14 protein-coding genes and 1 pseudogene are annotated in these 15,699 nt (G+C 65.7%); 8 read left to right on the plus strand and 7 right to left on the minus strand.

What is annotated here, in order from left to right:
* Positions 1-15 precede the first annotated feature (15 nt).
* Positions 16-1,151, plus strand: a protein-coding gene (locus WS66_RS18905; protein ID WP_442859285.1) for an IS3 family transposase whose coding sequence is annotated in 2 segments (ribosomal slippage) — positions 16-280 and positions 280-1,151 — 1,137 coding nt in all. Because the reading frame shifts where the segments join, the coding sequence is not laid out codon by codon here.
* Between the two features lie 62 nt (positions 1,152-1,213).
* Positions 1,214-1,780 (plus strand): annotated as a pseudogene (locus WS66_RS18910) (transporter substrate-binding domain-containing protein); the annotation flags it as partial.
* A gap of 116 nt (positions 1,781-1,896) precedes the next feature.
* Here WS66_RS18910 and WS66_RS18915 read toward each other — a convergent pair.
* From WS66_RS18915 to WS66_RS18925, 3 genes are all read right to left on the minus strand, one after another.
* Positions 1,897-2,802, minus strand: coding sequence for a helix-turn-helix transcriptional regulator (locus WS66_RS18915; RefSeq protein WP_059607919.1), 906 nt, complete (start codon positions 2,800-2,802; stop codon positions 1,897-1,899).
* A 237-nt stretch (positions 2,803-3,039) separates the two neighbouring features.
* Positions 3,040-4,662 (minus strand): NAD(P)/FAD-dependent oxidoreductase, encoded by a 1,623-nt coding sequence (locus WS66_RS18920; RefSeq protein WP_059607918.1) that lies wholly within the window; start codon positions 4,660-4,662, stop codon positions 3,040-3,042.
* A gap of 110 nt (positions 4,663-4,772) precedes the next feature.
* The gene (locus WS66_RS18925; RefSeq protein ID WP_059607917.1) at positions 4,773-5,576 is read right to left on the minus strand and encodes an inositol monophosphatase family protein; all 804 of its coding nucleotides are present in this window, start codon (positions 5,574-5,576) and stop codon (positions 4,773-4,775) included.
* Between the two features lie 279 nt (positions 5,577-5,855).
* Between WS66_RS18925 and WS66_RS18930 the strand changes: the two genes are divergently transcribed.
* Together WS66_RS18930 and cysE are read left to right on the plus strand one after the other, a co-directional pair.
* Positions 5,856-6,680, plus strand: a complete 825-nt coding sequence (locus WS66_RS18930) for an RNA methyltransferase (RefSeq protein ID WP_059607916.1) — start codon at positions 5,856-5,858, stop codon at positions 6,678-6,680.
* Positions 6,681-6,991: 311 nt separating this feature from the next.
* Positions 6,992-7,765 carry a serine O-acetyltransferase gene (gene cysE, locus WS66_RS18935; RefSeq protein ID WP_059607915.1) on the plus strand — a complete coding sequence of 258 codons (774 nt, stop codon included), beginning with the start codon at positions 6,992-6,994 and terminating at the stop codon, positions 7,763-7,765.
* Between the two features lie 39 nt (positions 7,766-7,804).
* Here cysE and WS66_RS18940 read toward each other — a convergent pair whose 3' ends face one another.
* The 4 genes from WS66_RS18940 to WS66_RS18955 all read right to left on the minus strand — a co-directional run bounded on the left by WS66_RS18940 (position 7,805) and on the right by WS66_RS18955 (position 10,551).
* Positions 7,805-8,605 carry a UDP-2,3-diacylglucosamine diphosphatase gene (locus WS66_RS18940; protein WP_059607914.1) on the minus strand — a complete coding sequence of 267 codons (801 nt, stop codon included), beginning with the start codon at positions 8,603-8,605 and terminating at the stop codon, positions 7,805-7,807.
* Between the two features lie 27 nt (positions 8,606-8,632).
* Positions 8,633-9,124, minus strand: coding sequence for a peptidylprolyl isomerase (locus WS66_RS18945; protein ID WP_006483987.1), 492 nt, complete (start codon positions 9,122-9,124; stop codon positions 8,633-8,635).
* Positions 9,125-9,213: 89 nt separating this feature from the next.
* Positions 9,214-9,789 carry a peptidylprolyl isomerase gene (locus tag WS66_RS18950; RefSeq protein ID WP_012364186.1) on the minus strand — a complete coding sequence of 192 codons (576 nt, stop codon included), beginning with the start codon at positions 9,787-9,789 and terminating at the stop codon, positions 9,214-9,216.
* A gap of 39 nt (positions 9,790-9,828) precedes the next feature.
* Positions 9,829-10,551 carry a tetratricopeptide repeat protein gene (locus WS66_RS18955; RefSeq protein ID WP_059607913.1) on the minus strand — a complete coding sequence of 241 codons (723 nt, stop codon included), beginning with the start codon at positions 10,549-10,551 and terminating at the stop codon, positions 9,829-9,831.
* Between the two features lie 234 nt (positions 10,552-10,785).
* Between WS66_RS18955 and cysS the strand changes: the two genes are divergently transcribed.
* From cysS to tilS, 4 genes are all read left to right on the plus strand, one after another.
* The gene (gene cysS / locus WS66_RS18965; RefSeq protein ID WP_059607912.1) at positions 10,786-12,183 is read left to right on the plus strand and encodes a cysteine--tRNA ligase; all 1,398 of its coding nucleotides are present in this window, start codon (positions 10,786-10,788) and stop codon (positions 12,181-12,183) included.
* 43 nt (positions 12,184-12,226) lie between these two features.
* On the plus strand, positions 12,227-13,096 hold the full coding sequence (locus WS66_RS18970) for a DNA-3-methyladenine glycosylase family protein (RefSeq protein WP_059607911.1): 870 nt from the start codon (positions 12,227-12,229) through the stop codon (positions 13,094-13,096).
* A gap of 99 nt (positions 13,097-13,195) precedes the next feature.
* Positions 13,196-14,167, plus strand: a complete 972-nt coding sequence (locus WS66_RS18975) for an acetyl-CoA carboxylase carboxyltransferase subunit alpha (RefSeq protein WP_059607910.1) — start codon at positions 13,196-13,198, stop codon at positions 14,165-14,167.
* 43 nt (positions 14,168-14,210) lie between these two features.
* On the plus strand, positions 14,211-15,617 hold the full coding sequence (gene tilS / locus WS66_RS18980; RefSeq protein WP_059607909.1) for a tRNA lysidine(34) synthetase TilS: 1,407 nt from the start codon (positions 14,211-14,213) through the stop codon (positions 15,615-15,617).
* Positions 15,618-15,699 lie beyond the last annotated feature (82 nt).

Genomic DNA, 15,699 nt, shown 5'->3' on the forward strand with positions numbered 1-15,699 from the left:
AAAGGAACCGAGGAAATGACGAAACGAACCCGACGCACGCACTCAGCGGCGTTCAAAGCGAAAGTGGCCCTGGCGGCTGTCAAGGGCGAGCGCACGCTGGCCGAACTGGCGCAGCAGTTCGATGTGCATCCGAACCAGATCACAGAATGGAAACGGCAGTTGCAGGAGCGCGCGGCCGACGTGTTCGGTGCGGCTGGCCCGGTGTCTAGCGAGCCACCGGTAGACGTGAAGACCCTGCACGCCAAGATCGGCCAACTCAGCCTGGAAAATGATTTTTTAAGCGGCGCGCTCACCAAGGCGGGATTGCTGAGCGCAAAGCGATGATTGACCGTGGCCATGCGTTGCCGGTTTCGCAGCAAGTCCGGCTGGTTGGTATCGCGAGATCGAGCGCGTATTACCGGGCGCGGCCTGTGGGCGAAGTCGATCAACGGCTGATGCGCCGGATCGACGAACTGCATCTGGAGTTCCCGTTTGCCGGTGCCCGGATGCTGGCGCGCTTGCTGCGCCGGGAAGGCTACGAGGTCGGCCGGCGCCGCGTACGCACGCAAATGAAGCGCATGGGCGTGGAGGCGCTGTACTGCAAGCCGAACACGAGTCGGCGCAACGCGCAGCACAAGGTCTGGCCGTATCTGCTGAGCGGCATGAAGATCGAGCGGGCCAACCAGGTTTGGGCACTCGACACGACCTACGTTCCCATGGCGCGAGGCTTCGTGTATCTGACGGCGGTGGTGGACTGGGCCAGTCGCAAGATCCTCGCGCACCGCGTGGCGATCACGCTGGAGGCCGTGCATGCCGTTGAAGCGCTGGAAGAAGCGTTCGCCCGCCATGGGCACCCCGACATCGTGAACACCGATCAGGGCAGCCAGTTCACGGCGGGAACATTCACCGAGGCGGTGCTGGGCCGAGGCATTCGACTGTCGATGGACGGCAAAGGTGCTTGGCGCGACAACGTGTTCGTCGAGCGCGTGTGGCGCAGCATCAAGTACGAAGAAATTTATTTGCGAGCCTACGAGTCGGTAAGCCATGCCCGGCGCTCCATTGGCCAATACATTGAGCTGTACAACCGCAAACGGCCTCATTCGAGCCTGGCGGATCAGACGCCCGATGAGGCATACTTCGCGACGCTGCCTGCGATCAAATCGGCAGCATGATCGCCCTGGACGGTCCACTTAAAACTCTCAGAAAACTGTCCGAACGAGCGAGGCCACCTCTGACAAACACGTCGGCGCGCGGCAAGGACGTCGCGTTTTCGATCAATTACTTTTATGCCGGTACGCGGCTGATGGCAAAACGGGCGTCACGCATTGGCGACTATGCCGACCTCGCTCATAAGGCCGTCGTGACAGTCAGCGGGAGTACGAACGAAAAAACGCTGCGACGCCAACTCGAAGCGCAGCACATCGATGCCGAAGTCGTGCTGACAAAGGACTACGCCGACGCACTAAAGATCGTCGCGGACGACAAAGCGACAGCGCTCGCCCTCGATGACGTTCTGCTTTATGGGCTCAGGGCCAACGCGGACGACCCGGGTACGTGGGCCGTGGCGGGAGACGCGTTGCAGGTGGAGCCATACGCATGCATGGTGCGCAAAGACGATCCGGCGTTCAAGCGACTCGTCGATGGCACGCTCACTCGGCTCATGAAGAGTGGCGAATTCACTCGCCTGTACGCGAAATGGTTTGAATCACCTATTCCGCCACATGGCGCGAATCTTGACATGCCGATGAGCGCGGCACTAAAGGGAAATCTGGTCACGCGCAGCGATCGACCTGCGCAGTGACGATCGATCGGCGTGGCGCAGGTCTTGGCGTAGCTTTGTGCGCCAAGACTTGTCGGATCATGCCGGACAAGAAAGAGATGCCCGCTTGCGAAAGCGAGGCGTCGCTCATGCGACCCTCAAAGGTTGTCCGTGCGCCAACGACGCGGTGTAACGCCGGTGACGCGCGTAAATGTTCTCGTGAAGTGGCTTTGGTCGGCGAAGCCGCATGCATCCGAGATCATTTGCAGGGGCATGGACGACGTGCGCATGTACATCATTGCTTGCTCGATGCGCTGATTGATCAGCCAGCGATGGGGCGGTAACCCGGTGGTCTGATGAAAGGCTTTGACGAAATGGCCGCGAGACAGGCCGCATGCTTTCGCCACATCGGCAATCGATATGTTCCCGGTAAGGTGTTCGAGAAGAAGTCCTTTCGCCATTCGCTCCTGCCACGCAGTGAGTTTGCAGGTCGACTTCTCCCGGCGCTCGCTGACGCCGCCATACAGGCGCGCGACATGCGCCTGGAAGGCGAGCGCGACATGGTCGACAAAAAGCTGAGATGCATGCTCGGGCTGCGCTAAAGCGGGGAGCAGAGCGTGGCCCAGCCGATGGATGATCGGATCCGTCGCACTCAAATGCGGCGGCAAGTAAAGCTGTGGTCGCTGCCTGCCTCCGATTTCATCGACTGTCTCCTCCAGCGTTCGGCGAGGGAGGTGAAAATGGATGCAGTCGAACGCCCCCTTCAGGTCGGAAACCCAACTGCGATCGAGGTCATGAATCGTGACGGTCCCTGCGTCATAGGGGACAAAGCGGGCAACGCGTCCGTCAAGCCACAATTCCTGTTCGCCGAACGCACGCAATTGCAACACGACGAGATCGGCGTCTTCAAGTTCATATGGCGCAGTTCGGCCAATGTTTCTACGAGATGTCTTCAGTCGGCTGATGCCGACCTGGGAATGCGGCAACGTCTGCGTAATCACGCTTTGCCTGAGGTCAGCCGGCATGAAATCAGATGACGCGTTGTCCGACTGTGCGGCGGCCATGGATGCGTGGAAACGTAGAGAATTTGAGCGCCAAGTGTACCAAAGCGAAATCAGGCCTGGCGTCAGTCGTGTTCGGCATATCGGCCTCTGAATGGCCGCGGCGCATCGCAAAGGCCGGAGATCACGGTCGGAGACCGTCGGCCCGATGTGGCGATTGGAGCTCGCCCCGGGCAAGCATTGAAAATGCAGGCTTGACTCGGCGCATGGGCATACGTGCGCCGAGCCCGGCCTGCAATATCAGGACGTGTGCGACGACATCAGATCGAGCGCCACCGCCTGCGCGACTTCGATACCGTCGATCGCTGCCGAATAGATGCCGCCTGCATACCCGGCGCCTTCGCCGGCCGGATACAGCCCTTCGATGTTCACGCTCTGGTAATCGTCCTTGCGCCGGATCCGGATCGGGGACGACGTGCGCGTCTCCACGCCGGTGAGCACCGCGTCGTGCATCGCGAAGCCGGCGATCTTCTTGTCGATCTGCGGCAGCGCTTCACGAATGGCTTCGATCACGTAGTCGGGCAGCGCGGTGCTGAGATCGGTCGGGCGCACGCCCGGTTTGTACGACGGCACCACGGAGCCGAGCGACGTCGACGGCCGGCCCGCGATGAAATCGCCGACCAGCTGGCCCGGGGCGCTGTAATCGCCGCCACCGAGCTCGAACGCGCGTTCTTCCCATTTGCGCTGGAACGCGATGCCCGCAAGCGGTCCGCCCGGATAGTCATCCGGCGTGATGCCGACGACGATGCCCGCATTCGCGTTGCGCTCGGCGCGGGAATACTGGCTCATGCCGTTGGTGACCACGCGGCCCGGCTCGGAGGTCGCCGCGACCACCGTGCCGCCGGGGCACATGCAGAAGCTGTAGACCGCGCGTCCGTTGCTGCAGTGATGGACGACCTTGTAGTCGGCCGCGCCGAGTTGCTTGTGACCCGCGAACTTGCCGAAGCGGCTGCGATCGATCAGCCCCTGCGGATGTTCGATCCGGAAACCCAGCGAGAACGGCTTCGCTTCGACGTACACGCCGCGCTCGTGCAGCATCTGGAACGTGTCTCGCGCGCTGTGGCCCACGGCCAGCACCACGTGATCGCACCGGAGCGTTTCGCCGTTCGACAGCGTCAGCGAGCGCACCTTGCCCTGGTCGATTTCGATGTCCTCGACCCGGGTTTCGAAGCGCACTTCACCACCCAGTTCGTGGATGGTCGCGCGCATCTTTTCCACCATGCTGACAAGGCGGAACGTGCCGATGTGCGGCCGGCTCAGGTACAGGATGTCTTCCGGCGCACCGGCCTTGACGAATTCGTCGAGCACCTTGCGGCCGTAGTGGTGGGGATCCTTGATCTGGCTGTAAAGCTTGCCGTCGGAAAACGTCCCGGCCCCGCCTTCGCCAAACTGCACGTTGGACTCGGGATTGAGGATGCTCTTGCGCCACAGGCCGAAGGTGTCCTTGGTGCGCTCGCGCACGGCCTTGCCGCGCTCGAGGATGATGGGGCGGAAACCCATCTGCGCGAGGATCAGGCCGGCAAACAGGCCGCACGGCCCCATGCCGATGACGACGGGGCGCAGGAAGTTGGCGTGCTCGGGCGCCTTCGTGACGAAGTGGTACGCCATGTCGGGCGTCACGCCGCAATGCGGCGTGCCGGCGAGTCGCGGAAGCACGGCCGCTTCGTCCTTGACTTCGACGTCGACGATATACGTGAGCTTGATGTCGGCGCGCTTGCGCGCATCGTGCGCACGGCGGAACACCGTGTAACGGAGGAGCCCGTCTGCCGGCACGCCAAGCTCCGCGAGGCGCGCACGGATCGCGGCCTCGAGGGCGCTCTCGGGGTGGTCGAGCGGGAGTTTAAGTTCGCTTAGCCGTAACATGAGTATTCGGATACGGTCGCCACGAAGTCGTGGCGGTGTTGAGACGGGCGGGGCGGCGTGCTGGCGGCAGCGGTGCTGCGTCAGCCGCGCCGCGCGGGCGCGGCCCGGATTTACTCCGCTGCCGGATGCACGCGGCTGTAGCGGTTCAGGATCGGGATCATCTGTGCGTAGATCTTCGGGTTCGCCGCGACGATCTCATGACGATGCAGGAAGTCGGCGTCGCCCGTGTAGTTGCCGACGAGGCCGCCGGCTTCGGTGATCAGCAGGCTGCCCGCCGCCATGTCCCACACGTTGATGCCCTGCTCGAAGAACGCATCGAGACGGCCGGCCGCGACGTTCGCGAGGTCGAGCGCGGCCGCGCCCGGACGGCGCAGCCCCGTGCACGCCTGCGTCATTTCGGTGAACAGGCGCGCATATGCGTCGAGGCCGTCCTTTTCGCGGAACGGGAAGCCGGTCCCCACCAGCGCGTCCGCCAGGCGGTCGCGACGGCCGACGCGGATGCGGCGGTCGTTCAGGTACGCGCCGCGGCCGCGGGTGGCCGTGAACAGATCGTTCTTGTTCGGATCGTAGATGACGGCCTGCGTGACGACGCCCTTGTGCTCGAGCGCGATCGACACGCAGTAGTACGGGAAGCCGTGGATGAAGTTGGTCGTGCCGTCGAGCGGATCGATGATCCACTTGAATTCGGATTCGTTCTCGGATTCGCCCGATTCCTCCGCGAGGATCGCGTGGTCGGGGTAGGCGGTCTTCAGCGTCTCGATGATCGCCTCTTCGGCGGCTTTGTCCACTTCGGTGACGAAGTCATTCTGTTGCTTCTTGCGGATCTCGATCAGGTCGAGGTCGAGGGAGGCACGGTTGATGATCTGTCCGGCGCGGCGCGCAGCCTTGACAGCGATGTTGAGCATGGGATGCATGAGCCTGGATCCTGTAGCCGGCGGCACGGGCCGCCACGAAGTGGAACACACCGCCCGGAACGGCGCAAACGTGCCGGGCAAGATGAGACGCGAATTGACAAAGAGCAGGGTACGACCCGTGTCGCACGGGATGCGACACGTAAACGCATGATTTTACCCGATTTTCGAGAGTTTCAGGTGGCCGGAATGCGGGGAAACCCCACTGGCCGTCCGGACGAGTGGGTTTGCCGGGGCGATGGCGATACCATACTGCCATTCTGACGAACCGAGTCGTATGTAGTGGAAACCCCGCAGAACCCCGCCGCGCCGTCCGAATCGGGCACGGCCTCGCCCCTGCCGCCGTCCGGCGGCTTCACGTCCACCCGTTTCGTGCTCGTCGAGCCGAGCCATCCCGGCAATGTCGGGGCGGCCGCCCGCGCGCTGAAGACGATGGGTTTCTCCAGGCTCGTACTGGTTGCGCCACGCGTGCCGCAAGTGCAGAGCGACCCCGAAGCGATCGCGATGGCGAGCGGCGCGGATGACGTCCTCGCGTCCGCGCATGTCGTGCCCACGCTCGGCGACGCACTGTCCGGCGTCCACTGGTCGATCGCGCTGACTGCCCGCACGCGCGAATACGGGCCGCCGCGCCTTGCGCCGCGCGCGGCCGCCGAACAGGCGTGCACGCAGGTCGGCACCGGCGACGTCGCGTTCGTGTTCGGCAACGAGCGCACGGGTCTCGCGAACGAGCACGTCGAACAGTGCAGCGCGCTCGCGCACATCCCGGCGAATCCGGCTTACAGCTCGCTGAACCTCGCGCAGGCCGTGCAGGTGCTCGCGTATGAACTGCGCGTCGCGCTCCTGGAGCAGGGGGGCGAGCCGTCGCACCAGGCGCCGGCGGAAGCCGGCACGCTCGCGCAGAGCGATGAGATCGAGCGGATGTACGCGCACCTCGAGAACGCGCTGATCGCGCTCGATTTTCTCGATCCGCGCAACCCGAAGAAGCTGATGCCGCGGCTGCGGCGCCTGTTCGCACGCACCGGTCTCGAGCGCGAGGAAGTCAACATCCTGCGCGGCATCGCGAAGTACATCCTGCTGAAATCCGGCACGCCCGACGGCGACGCGTAAGCGGTCCGGCACGCCGGCTGCCGGGCGCTCGCGCGCCGGGCGGCGGCGTTCCCGCCGCGAATGCCGCATTGCATCGGCCGCTCGACGTCGGTGACCTGGTTCTCGCCGATCGACCGGATGGCCTTGTCGGCAGGCTGCGACGGGCGTTCCGCACGAATACCCGTGCCGCCGGCGGGGTGAACGCGCGACGCCGTGCGGCGGCGCGCGAGTGGCCCTACAATCGGCGGACGTCATAAGCAAATTACCCGGTGCGATAACGGCCGGCCATTGCCGGCGGGGCACGCCGGCCTTTTCCCAGCCCAGACCAGATCATGTTCACTAGACTGCGCGAAGACGTTGCGACGATTCGCGAGCGGGATCCCGCCGCTCGCAGTGCCTGGGAAGTGCTGACCTGTTACCCGGGGCTGCACGCGCTCGTGCTGCATCGCTTCGCGCATGCATGCTGGCGCGCGAAACGCTACTGGCTCGCACGCTTCGCGTCGCAGGCCGGGCGCTTCCTGACGGGTATCGAGATTCACCCGGGCGCGACGATCGGCCGGCGCGTGTTCATCGATCACGGGATGGGTGTCGTGATCGGCGAAACCGCGATCGTCGGTGACGACTGCACGATCTATCAGGGCGTGACGCTCGGCGGCACGTCGCTCACGCGCGGCGCGAAGCGCCACCCGACGCTCGAGGCCGGCGTGATCGTCGGCGCGGGCGCGAAGGTGCTCGGCGGTTTCACGGTCGGCGCGGGCGCGAAGATCGGTTCGAACGCGGTCGTCGTGAAGCCGGTGCCGGCAGGGGGCACCGCGGTCGGCAATCCGGCGCGCATCGTGATGCCGGCGCAATCGAAGCCGCAGCCCGAGCGCGCCGCATTCTGCGCGTATGGGATCACGCCGAACGCGGACGACCCGATGTCACTCGCGATTCACGGCCTGATCGACCACGCGGCAAAGGAAAGCCGGCGCGTGGACGAGATCGTCGCGGCGCTCGAGCAACTCGGCGCGCATCTGGAAACGCTGCAGGGCGCGGACGCAGCGCGTCTCGATCTGCGCAGGCTGTCGGCGGTGCTGGAAGGCAAGGCGCTCGAGCGCCAGTCGTAACGCAGTGCATGCCGGCGGCGGCCGGCCGTGCCGATCGAGTCAGTCGAGCGGCATCGCGTGGATGCCTTCGGCGTCGACGCGCAGATAGCCGCCGCGCGGCTTGCCGTGGTCGAGATCCCAGTCCGGCAGTACCCAGCGAATCCCGCCCGGTTCGGCGTGGCTTGCGGGGCGATGCGTGTGGCCGTGAATGATTACGCTTGCGCGGCTCTTCCGGAACAACGCGGCGATGCCTTCACGCGTGACGTCGTAGCGCGGCGAAGCGGGGCGCATCCGGCCCGCTTCGCTGTTCGAGCGCATCCGTTGCGCGAGCGCGCAACGCCAGCGGAACGGCCACGCGAGAAACAGTGCTTGCGCGATGCCATTGCGGGCAAACCGCCGAAATATCTGGTAGCCGCGATCGGCCGTGCATTGCGCGTCGCCGTGCGCGAGCACGATGCGCTGGCCGAACGACGTGATCAGCGCCGGGTCCGGCAGCAGCATCGCGCCGGCCGCCTTCATGAAGCGCCGGCCGAGCAGGAAATCGCGATTGCCGTGCATCACGTAGAGCGCGATTCCGCGTTCCGAGAACGTATGCATCAGCGCGGCCATGCGCGCCGCGAACGGATCGTGGTCGAGCACGTCGTCGCCGATCCAGTATTCGAACAGGTCGCCGAGGATGAATACCGAGTCGGCGCTGTCGGCCGTGTATTTCACGAAATGCTCGAACGCGGCGACCGTCTTCGGAATCGCCTCGCTCAAGTGCAGATCGGAGAGAAACAGGAACGGGCGTGCGGCTTGCGCGTATTCGCGCTCGCCCGGCACGCCCGCGGAGACGCTTCGCGGCGGACTCTCCTGCAACATCGAAGTGCCTCCGTAACGGACTATGCGTCAGACCACCACGGCCTTTTCGATCACGACGTCGTCGGTCGGGACGTCCTGGTGGAAGCCCGCGTTGCCCGTCTTGACGCCCTTGATCTTGTCGACCACGTCCTGGCCTTCGACGACCTTGCCGAACACCGCGTAACCCCAGCCCTGCGGCGTCGGCGACGAGTGGTTCAGGAAGTCGTTGTCGTTCACGTTGATGAAGAACTGGGCGGTCGCCGAGTGCGGATCGTTCGTGCGCGCCATCGCGATCGTGTAGTTGTCGTTCTTCAGGCCGTTGTTCGCTTCGTTGTCGATCGGCGCGTCGGTCGGCTTCTGCTTCAGGCCGGGCTCGAAGCCGCCGCCTTGAATCATGAAGCCGTTGATCACGCGGTGGAACACCGTGCCGTCATAGTGACCCTTCTTCACGTAGTTGAGGAAGTTCTCGACCGTCTTCGGTGCCTTGGCGGCGTCCAGCTCGAGCTTGATCACGCCGTGGTTCGTGTGCAGTTCAACCATGATGAATTCCCTTCGGTAAGGCGGTTTAAATGGCACGCGGCCGGTCGTGCGACGCGGCCGCGTGTGGCGCCGGACGTGCCGGCAGGTGCTTATTTCGAGACGATGCTGGCCGACTCGATCAGGACCGGCTGGGCCGGCACGTCCTGCATCGGGCCGCGCGAGGTCGTCGCCACGCCTTCGATCTTCTTCACGACGTCGAGGCCCGACACGACCTTGCCGAATACCGCATAGCCGTTGCCGTCCGGGTTCGGGTAGTCGAGGCCGCTGTTGTCGACCGTGTTGATGAAGAACTGCGCGGTGGCCGAATTCGGATCGCTGGTACGCGCCATCGCGATCGTGCCCGTCAGGTTCTTCAGACCATTGCGGCTTTCCAGCGGGATCGGCGCGCGGGTCGGCTTCTCCTCGAAGTTGGTCTTGTAGCCGCCGCCCTGGATCATGAAGCCCTTGATCACGCGATGGAAGATCGTGCCGTTGTACTGGCCGGCCTTCACGTAATCGAGGAAATTGGCGACCGTCTTCGGCGCCTTCTCCGGATAGAGCTCGACGCGGATGTCGCCCTGCGAGGTCTTCAGCTGCACGACGGGGTGCGCGGTGGCCGATTGCGCGAACGCGGGCGCGGTCGCGAGAAGGGCGGCGCCGCCAAGCGCCAGCAACAGACGTTTCATTGCGATCCTCAGATTGGGAGGGAAGGAAGGTTGCGCCGCTTACTGCGACGGCGCGACGTACGGCGCTGTCAGCGCACCGGACGGACCATTGAACTGGAACGTCGGCGACATCGGCAGCGTAGTGGTGCTCACGTTCGCGGCGGCGCGATCGGTGTACGCGCGCGTGGCGGGCGTGACGGCGCGCGCGTTCGCTGCCGCCTTCGGCGGCGACACGATCTTCTGCAGGTCGGCGAGGCGTTGCGCAATCGCGCCGCTCGTGCGGCCGAGCGATTGCGCGCGCTTGTACGATTCGGCCGCGAGGCGCAGATAAAGGTCGCCGAGGTTCTCGTATGCGAGCGAGTAGCTCGGGTTCGATTGCGTCGCGGTGACGAGTGCGCTGCGCGCTTCGTCGTAGCGGCCGTGCTTCGCGTAGAGCGCGGCGAGGTTGTTGTACGGTTCGGGCAGTTCGGGGTAGGCCTGCGTGATCGCGACGAACTGCTGGATCGCGTCGTCGTCGCGGTTCAGGCGGGCGAGCACGGTGCCGCGCTTGAACTGCGCCTGCACGTCGTGCGGGTTCGACGCGATGCGCGCGTCGAGCTGCGCGAGCGCCTGTTTCCACTGCTTGCCGGCGATCGACGCGTCGATTTCGGGGGTGCCGTCGGCGACCGCAGGGGCCTTCTGCGCATGCGCCGCGGGAGCCGCGAAAAGCGTCAGCGCGACGCTCATGACGGTGGTCGCGACGAGGGTCGCAGCGCTCGGCGCGCGGCCGCGATGAGGTTTCATAGGCGTAAATCGGAATGTTATACTCCGAGCCATTCTAACAAAACGTCTGCGCGTTCCGGCGAGCGGCAGACAGTCTTTCTTAGCCTCTCGTGGCCGTCACCGCTGTGCTTGCAGCCTGACCGCCCCATGTGATATCGAGGACGCGCGGCCTGGTGCCGCGGCAGATGGTCCGTCCGTTTCGCATGCTGGGCGAGCTTCGCCAGGGCGGTTTCCTTCGGCTCACGGTTCATCTCTATGGAATCACTGCGCATCTACAACACGCTCGCGCGTGACAAGCAAGTTTTCGTGCCGCGCCAGCCCGGCGAAGTGCGGATGTACGTATGCGGAATCACCGTCTACGACTATTGTCACGTGGGCCACGCGCGCATGCTGGTCGTGTTCGACCTCGTCCAGCGCTGGCTGCGTGCGATCGGCTATCGGGTCACGTACGTGCGCAACATCACCGACATCGAGGACAAGATCATCCGTCGCGCGGTCGAGAACGGCGAGACGATCAAGTCGCTGACCGACCGGTTCATCAACGCGATGCACGAGGATGAAGCCGCGCTCGGCATCCAGCGGCCCGACGTCGAGCCGCGCGCGACGCAGTTCATCCCGCAGATGCTCGGCATGATCGAGGCGCTCGAGGCGAACGGCTACGCGTACCAGGCGACCGACGGCGACGTCAATTACTCGGTGCGCAAGTTCGCTAACTACGGGAAGCTGTCGGGCAAGTCGCTCGACGACCTCCGCGCGGGCGAACGCGTCGCCGCGAACGACGCGAAGCAGGATCCGCTCGATTTCGTGCTGTGGAAGCGCGCGAAGGACGGCGAGCCGGAGGGCGCGTCGTGGGCGTCGAAGTACGGGACGGGCCGCCCGGGCTGGCACATCGAGTGCTCGGCGATGGGTTGCTCGCTGCTCGGCAACCATTTCGACATCCACGGCGGCGGGCAGGATCTGCAATTCCCGCACCACGAGAACGAGATCGCGCAGAGCGAAGGTGCGACCGGTGAGACGTTCGTCAACTACTGGATGCACAACGGCTTCGTGCAGGTCGACAACGAGAAGATGTCGAAGTCGCTCGGCAACTTCTTCACGATCCGCGAAGTGCTCGAGCGCTACGACGCCGAGGTCATGCGCTTCTTCATCGTGCGCACGCACTACCGGTCGCCGCTCAACTACAGCGACGTGCATCTCGACGATGCGCGCGCGTCGCTCACGCGCCTGTATACGGCGCTGAAGGATGTCGAGCCGGACGCGCTCGCGCTCGACTGGAACGAGCCGCATGCGCAGCGTTTCGCGGCCGCGATGAACGATGACATCAACACACCGGTCGCGGTGGCGACGCTGTTCGAGCTGGCGGGCGAAGTCAACCGCACGCGCGATGCCTCGCTCGCGCGGCAACTGAAACAGCTGGCGGGCCTGCTGGGCCTGCTTGGCCGCGAACCGCGCGCGTTCCTGCAGCAGGGCACTGGTGCCGCACAGGCAGGCGGGGTCGCAGCCGACGAAATCGAAGCGAAGATCGCCGCGCGTGTCGCGGCGAAGCAAGCGAAGGACTATGCCGAAGCGGACCGGATTCGGGCGGAACTGCTCGACGCCGGCATCGCACTTGAAGACAAACCGGGCGGATCGACCGAATGGCGTCGCGTATGAGCGCGGTGCGTTCCACTGACCGATCCGTCAGGTAGGAGGCAAGATGGCAACGGCCAGAAAAGCGCCGGTCAGGCGCGCGACTCCGCTCGCCGCGCGTCCGGCGGCCAAGCGCGCGCCAGCGGCCAAGGCGGACGCGACGCGCGCCGTGCCGAACGGCGCGCTCAACGGTCATGCGAGGCCAGCGCGCGGGAAGGGCGCGGATGCGGCGCAGCCGGAGGTCGCGATGGCGGCCGCCGACGCGGCCCGCAAGGTGCGTGCAGCCGATGCGGCAGTCGACGGCGCTGACGGTGCCGTGCGTCCCGCATACTGGGACAAGGCGTGCGCCGATCTCGTCAAGCGCGACCGCATCCTGAAGAAGCTGATCCCGAAGTTCGGCCCCGCACACCTCGTGAAGCGCGGCGACCCGTTCGTCACGCTCGCGCGTTCGGTCGTCGGCCAACAGATCTCGGTGCCGTCCGCACAGGCACTGTGGGCGCGCATCGAGGATGCGTGTCCGAAACTCGCACCGCAGCCGGTCATCCGGCTCGGCGCGGACAAGCTGATCGCGTGCGGATTGTCGAAGCGCAAGACGGAATATATTCTCGATCTCGCGCAACACTTCGTGTCCGGCGCGCTGCACGTCGACAAATGGACGTCGATGGACGACGAGGACGTGATCGCCGAACTCACGCAGATCCGCGGCATCAGTCGCTGGACGGCCGAGATGTTCCTGATCTTCAACCTGTCGCGGCCGGACGTGCTGCCGCTCGACGATCCGGGCCTGATCCGCGCGATCAGCGTCAATTATTTCAGCGGGGAGCCCGTCACGCGCAGCGAGGCGCGTGAAGTGGCCGCCAACTGGGAGCCGTGGCGTACCGTCGCGACCTGGTACATGTGGCGCAGTCTCGACACGCCGGACGCCGGCGCCGATTGACGGCTATCGGGTTTTAAACATCAATAGTTGAGAACCGGTCTTGCACGTCGCCCGCGCGGGTAGAATACGCGCTGCTGCAAGACCCAAGGATTCGAACACATGAAGACCACGTTTCTGGATTTCGAACAGCCGATCGCCGAACTCGAGGCCAAGATCGAAGAGCTGCGATTCGTGCAGGACGACTCGGCTGTCGATATTTCGGAAGAAATCGAGCGGCTGTCGAAGAAGAGCCAGCAACTGACGAAGGACCTCTACGCGAATCTGTCCCCGTGGCAGGTCTCGCAGATCGCGCGGCATCCGCAGCGTCCGTACACGCTCGATTACGTTGCGGAACTGTTTACCGATTTTCACGAACTGCATGGCGACCGCGCATTCGCGGACGATATTTCGATCGTCGGCGGTCTCGCGCGCTTCGGCGGCCATCCGTGCATGGTGATCGGCCATCAGAAGGGCCGCGACACGAAGGAACGCGCCGCGCGCAACTTCGGGATGCCCCGTCCGGAAGGCTATCGCAAGGCCGAACGCCTGATGCGTCTTGCCGAGAAGTTCGGGCTGCCGATCTTCACGTTCGTCGACACGCCGGGCGCGTATCCGGGCATCGGCGCGGAAGAGCGCGGCCAGTCGGAGGCGATCGGTCGCAACCTGTACGTGATGGCCGAACTGAAGACGCCGATCATCACGACCGTGATCGGCGAGGGCGGTTCTGGCGGCGCGCTCGCGATCGCCGTGGCCGACACCGTGATGATGCTGCAGTTCTCGACCTACTCGGTGATCTCGCCGGAAGGCTGCGCATCGATCCTGTGGAAGAGCGCCGCGAAGGCACCCGAGGCTGCGGAAGCGCTGGGCCTGACCGCGCATCGCCTGAAGGCGCTCGGCCTGATCGACAAGATCATCAACGAGCCGCTCGGCGGCGCGCATCGCGATCCGAAGGGCATGGCCGCGCTGCTGCGCCGTGCGCTCGCCGATTCGCTGCGCCAGTTCCAGGGCATGAGCATCGATGCGCTGCGCGAGCGCCGCTTCGAGCGCCTGATGGCCTACGGCAAGTTCAAGGAAACCACGCCCGGCGCATGACCGGCGTGTTCGCATCGCGCGCCGTCCGGCGCGCGTCCGTCTCGTGATCCCCTCGACCGAATTCTCCGCCGACCGCGTCGTTCTCGACGCGGTCGGCGTTGCGCTTGCCGATCTGCCGGCCAATGCGCGCATCGCGATTGCGTACAGCGGCGGCCTCGACTCGACCGTGCTGCTCGACGCGGCCGTGCGCGTGGCGGGCGCATCGCGCTGCGTCGCGCTGCACGTGCATCACGGCCTGAGTGCGAACGCCGACGCATGGGTCGCGCATGCGCAGGAGGCGGCCGAGCGACTCGGCGTCGCGTTCGAATCGGAGCGTGTCGACGTGCCGCGCGACAGCGGCCTCGGTGTCGAGGCGACCGCGCGTGAGCGCCGCTATGCGGCGCTCGACGCGATGTGCGAACGTCATGGCGTGGCCGCGCTCTGGGTCGCGCAGCATGCGGACGACCAGGCGGAGACCGTGCTGCTGCAGTTGCTGCGCGGCGCGGGGATTGCGGGCCTGGCCGCGATGGCACCGCGTTATCGCCCTGACGGTACGAGCGTCGAGCGCGTGCGGCCGCTGCTGCGATTGTTGCGCGCGCAACTGGAGCGCTACGCGGCGCAGCGCGAGCTGACGTGGATCGACGACGAATCGAACAGCGATACGCGTTATGCGCGCAATGCGCTGCGCCTTGACGTGCTGCCGTCGCTCGCCGTGCATTTCCCGGGCTTTCGCGATGCGCTGGGCCGCGCGGCCCAGCATGCGGCCGCCGCGCAACGGCTGCTCGACGATCTCGCCGAACTGGATTTCGCCGGCGCCGCGCGCGACGAGGGCCACGCGCTGTCGCGCGATGCGCTGGTCGCGTTCGACGACGCGCGCGGCGCGAACCTGCTGCGTTTCTGGATGCGCCGGCTCGGCTTGCCCGGCGCATCGGCAGGGCGGCTCGCGAACATGATGCGGCAACTGCGCGCCGCGCACGACTCGCATGCGTTGCGGATCGATCACGCCGGGCAGTGTTTGCGACTCTATCGCGACACCGTGTACTGGGAGGCGGGCGACAGCGCCGAGCCGGCCGACGACGGTGCCGGAACGCCGCACCCCGAATCCTCGCTTGCGTGGGACGGCCAGGAAGTCTGGCACGTACCGGCATGGCGCGGCACGTTCGTATTCGCGCCGGCCGAAGCCGGCAGCGACGGCGCGGTGCCTGAGGCGCTGCTGCGAAGCGCCGTGCTCACCGCGCGCGCCCGCGCGGGCGGCGAGCGGCTGCGTACGTCGCCCGGCGGCCCGGGCCGCACGCTGAAGAACCTGTTCCAGGAGCGCGGCGTGCCGGCCTGGCAGCGTGACGTGCCGCTGCTGTTCGCGGGCGACCGGCTCGTCTACGTGCCGCGGCTCGGCGTGAATCATGGCGACGGGCTGTCCGGCGACGGTGGGTGGCGCCGGATCGAGTGGCGTCCCGACCTGCTGATCGCGTAGCGCCGGCACGCTTCCGGCCGCGCGATCGCGCGCCGGTTTTCACCATTTGGTAAACAGCGCCGGAACGCTTGCCAAACCGGCG

This window comes from Burkholderia sp. LA-2-3-30-S1-D2, from assembly GCF_001523915.2.
Taxonomy (GTDB): Bacteria; Pseudomonadota; Gammaproteobacteria; order Burkholderiales; family Burkholderiaceae; genus Burkholderia; species Burkholderia diffusa.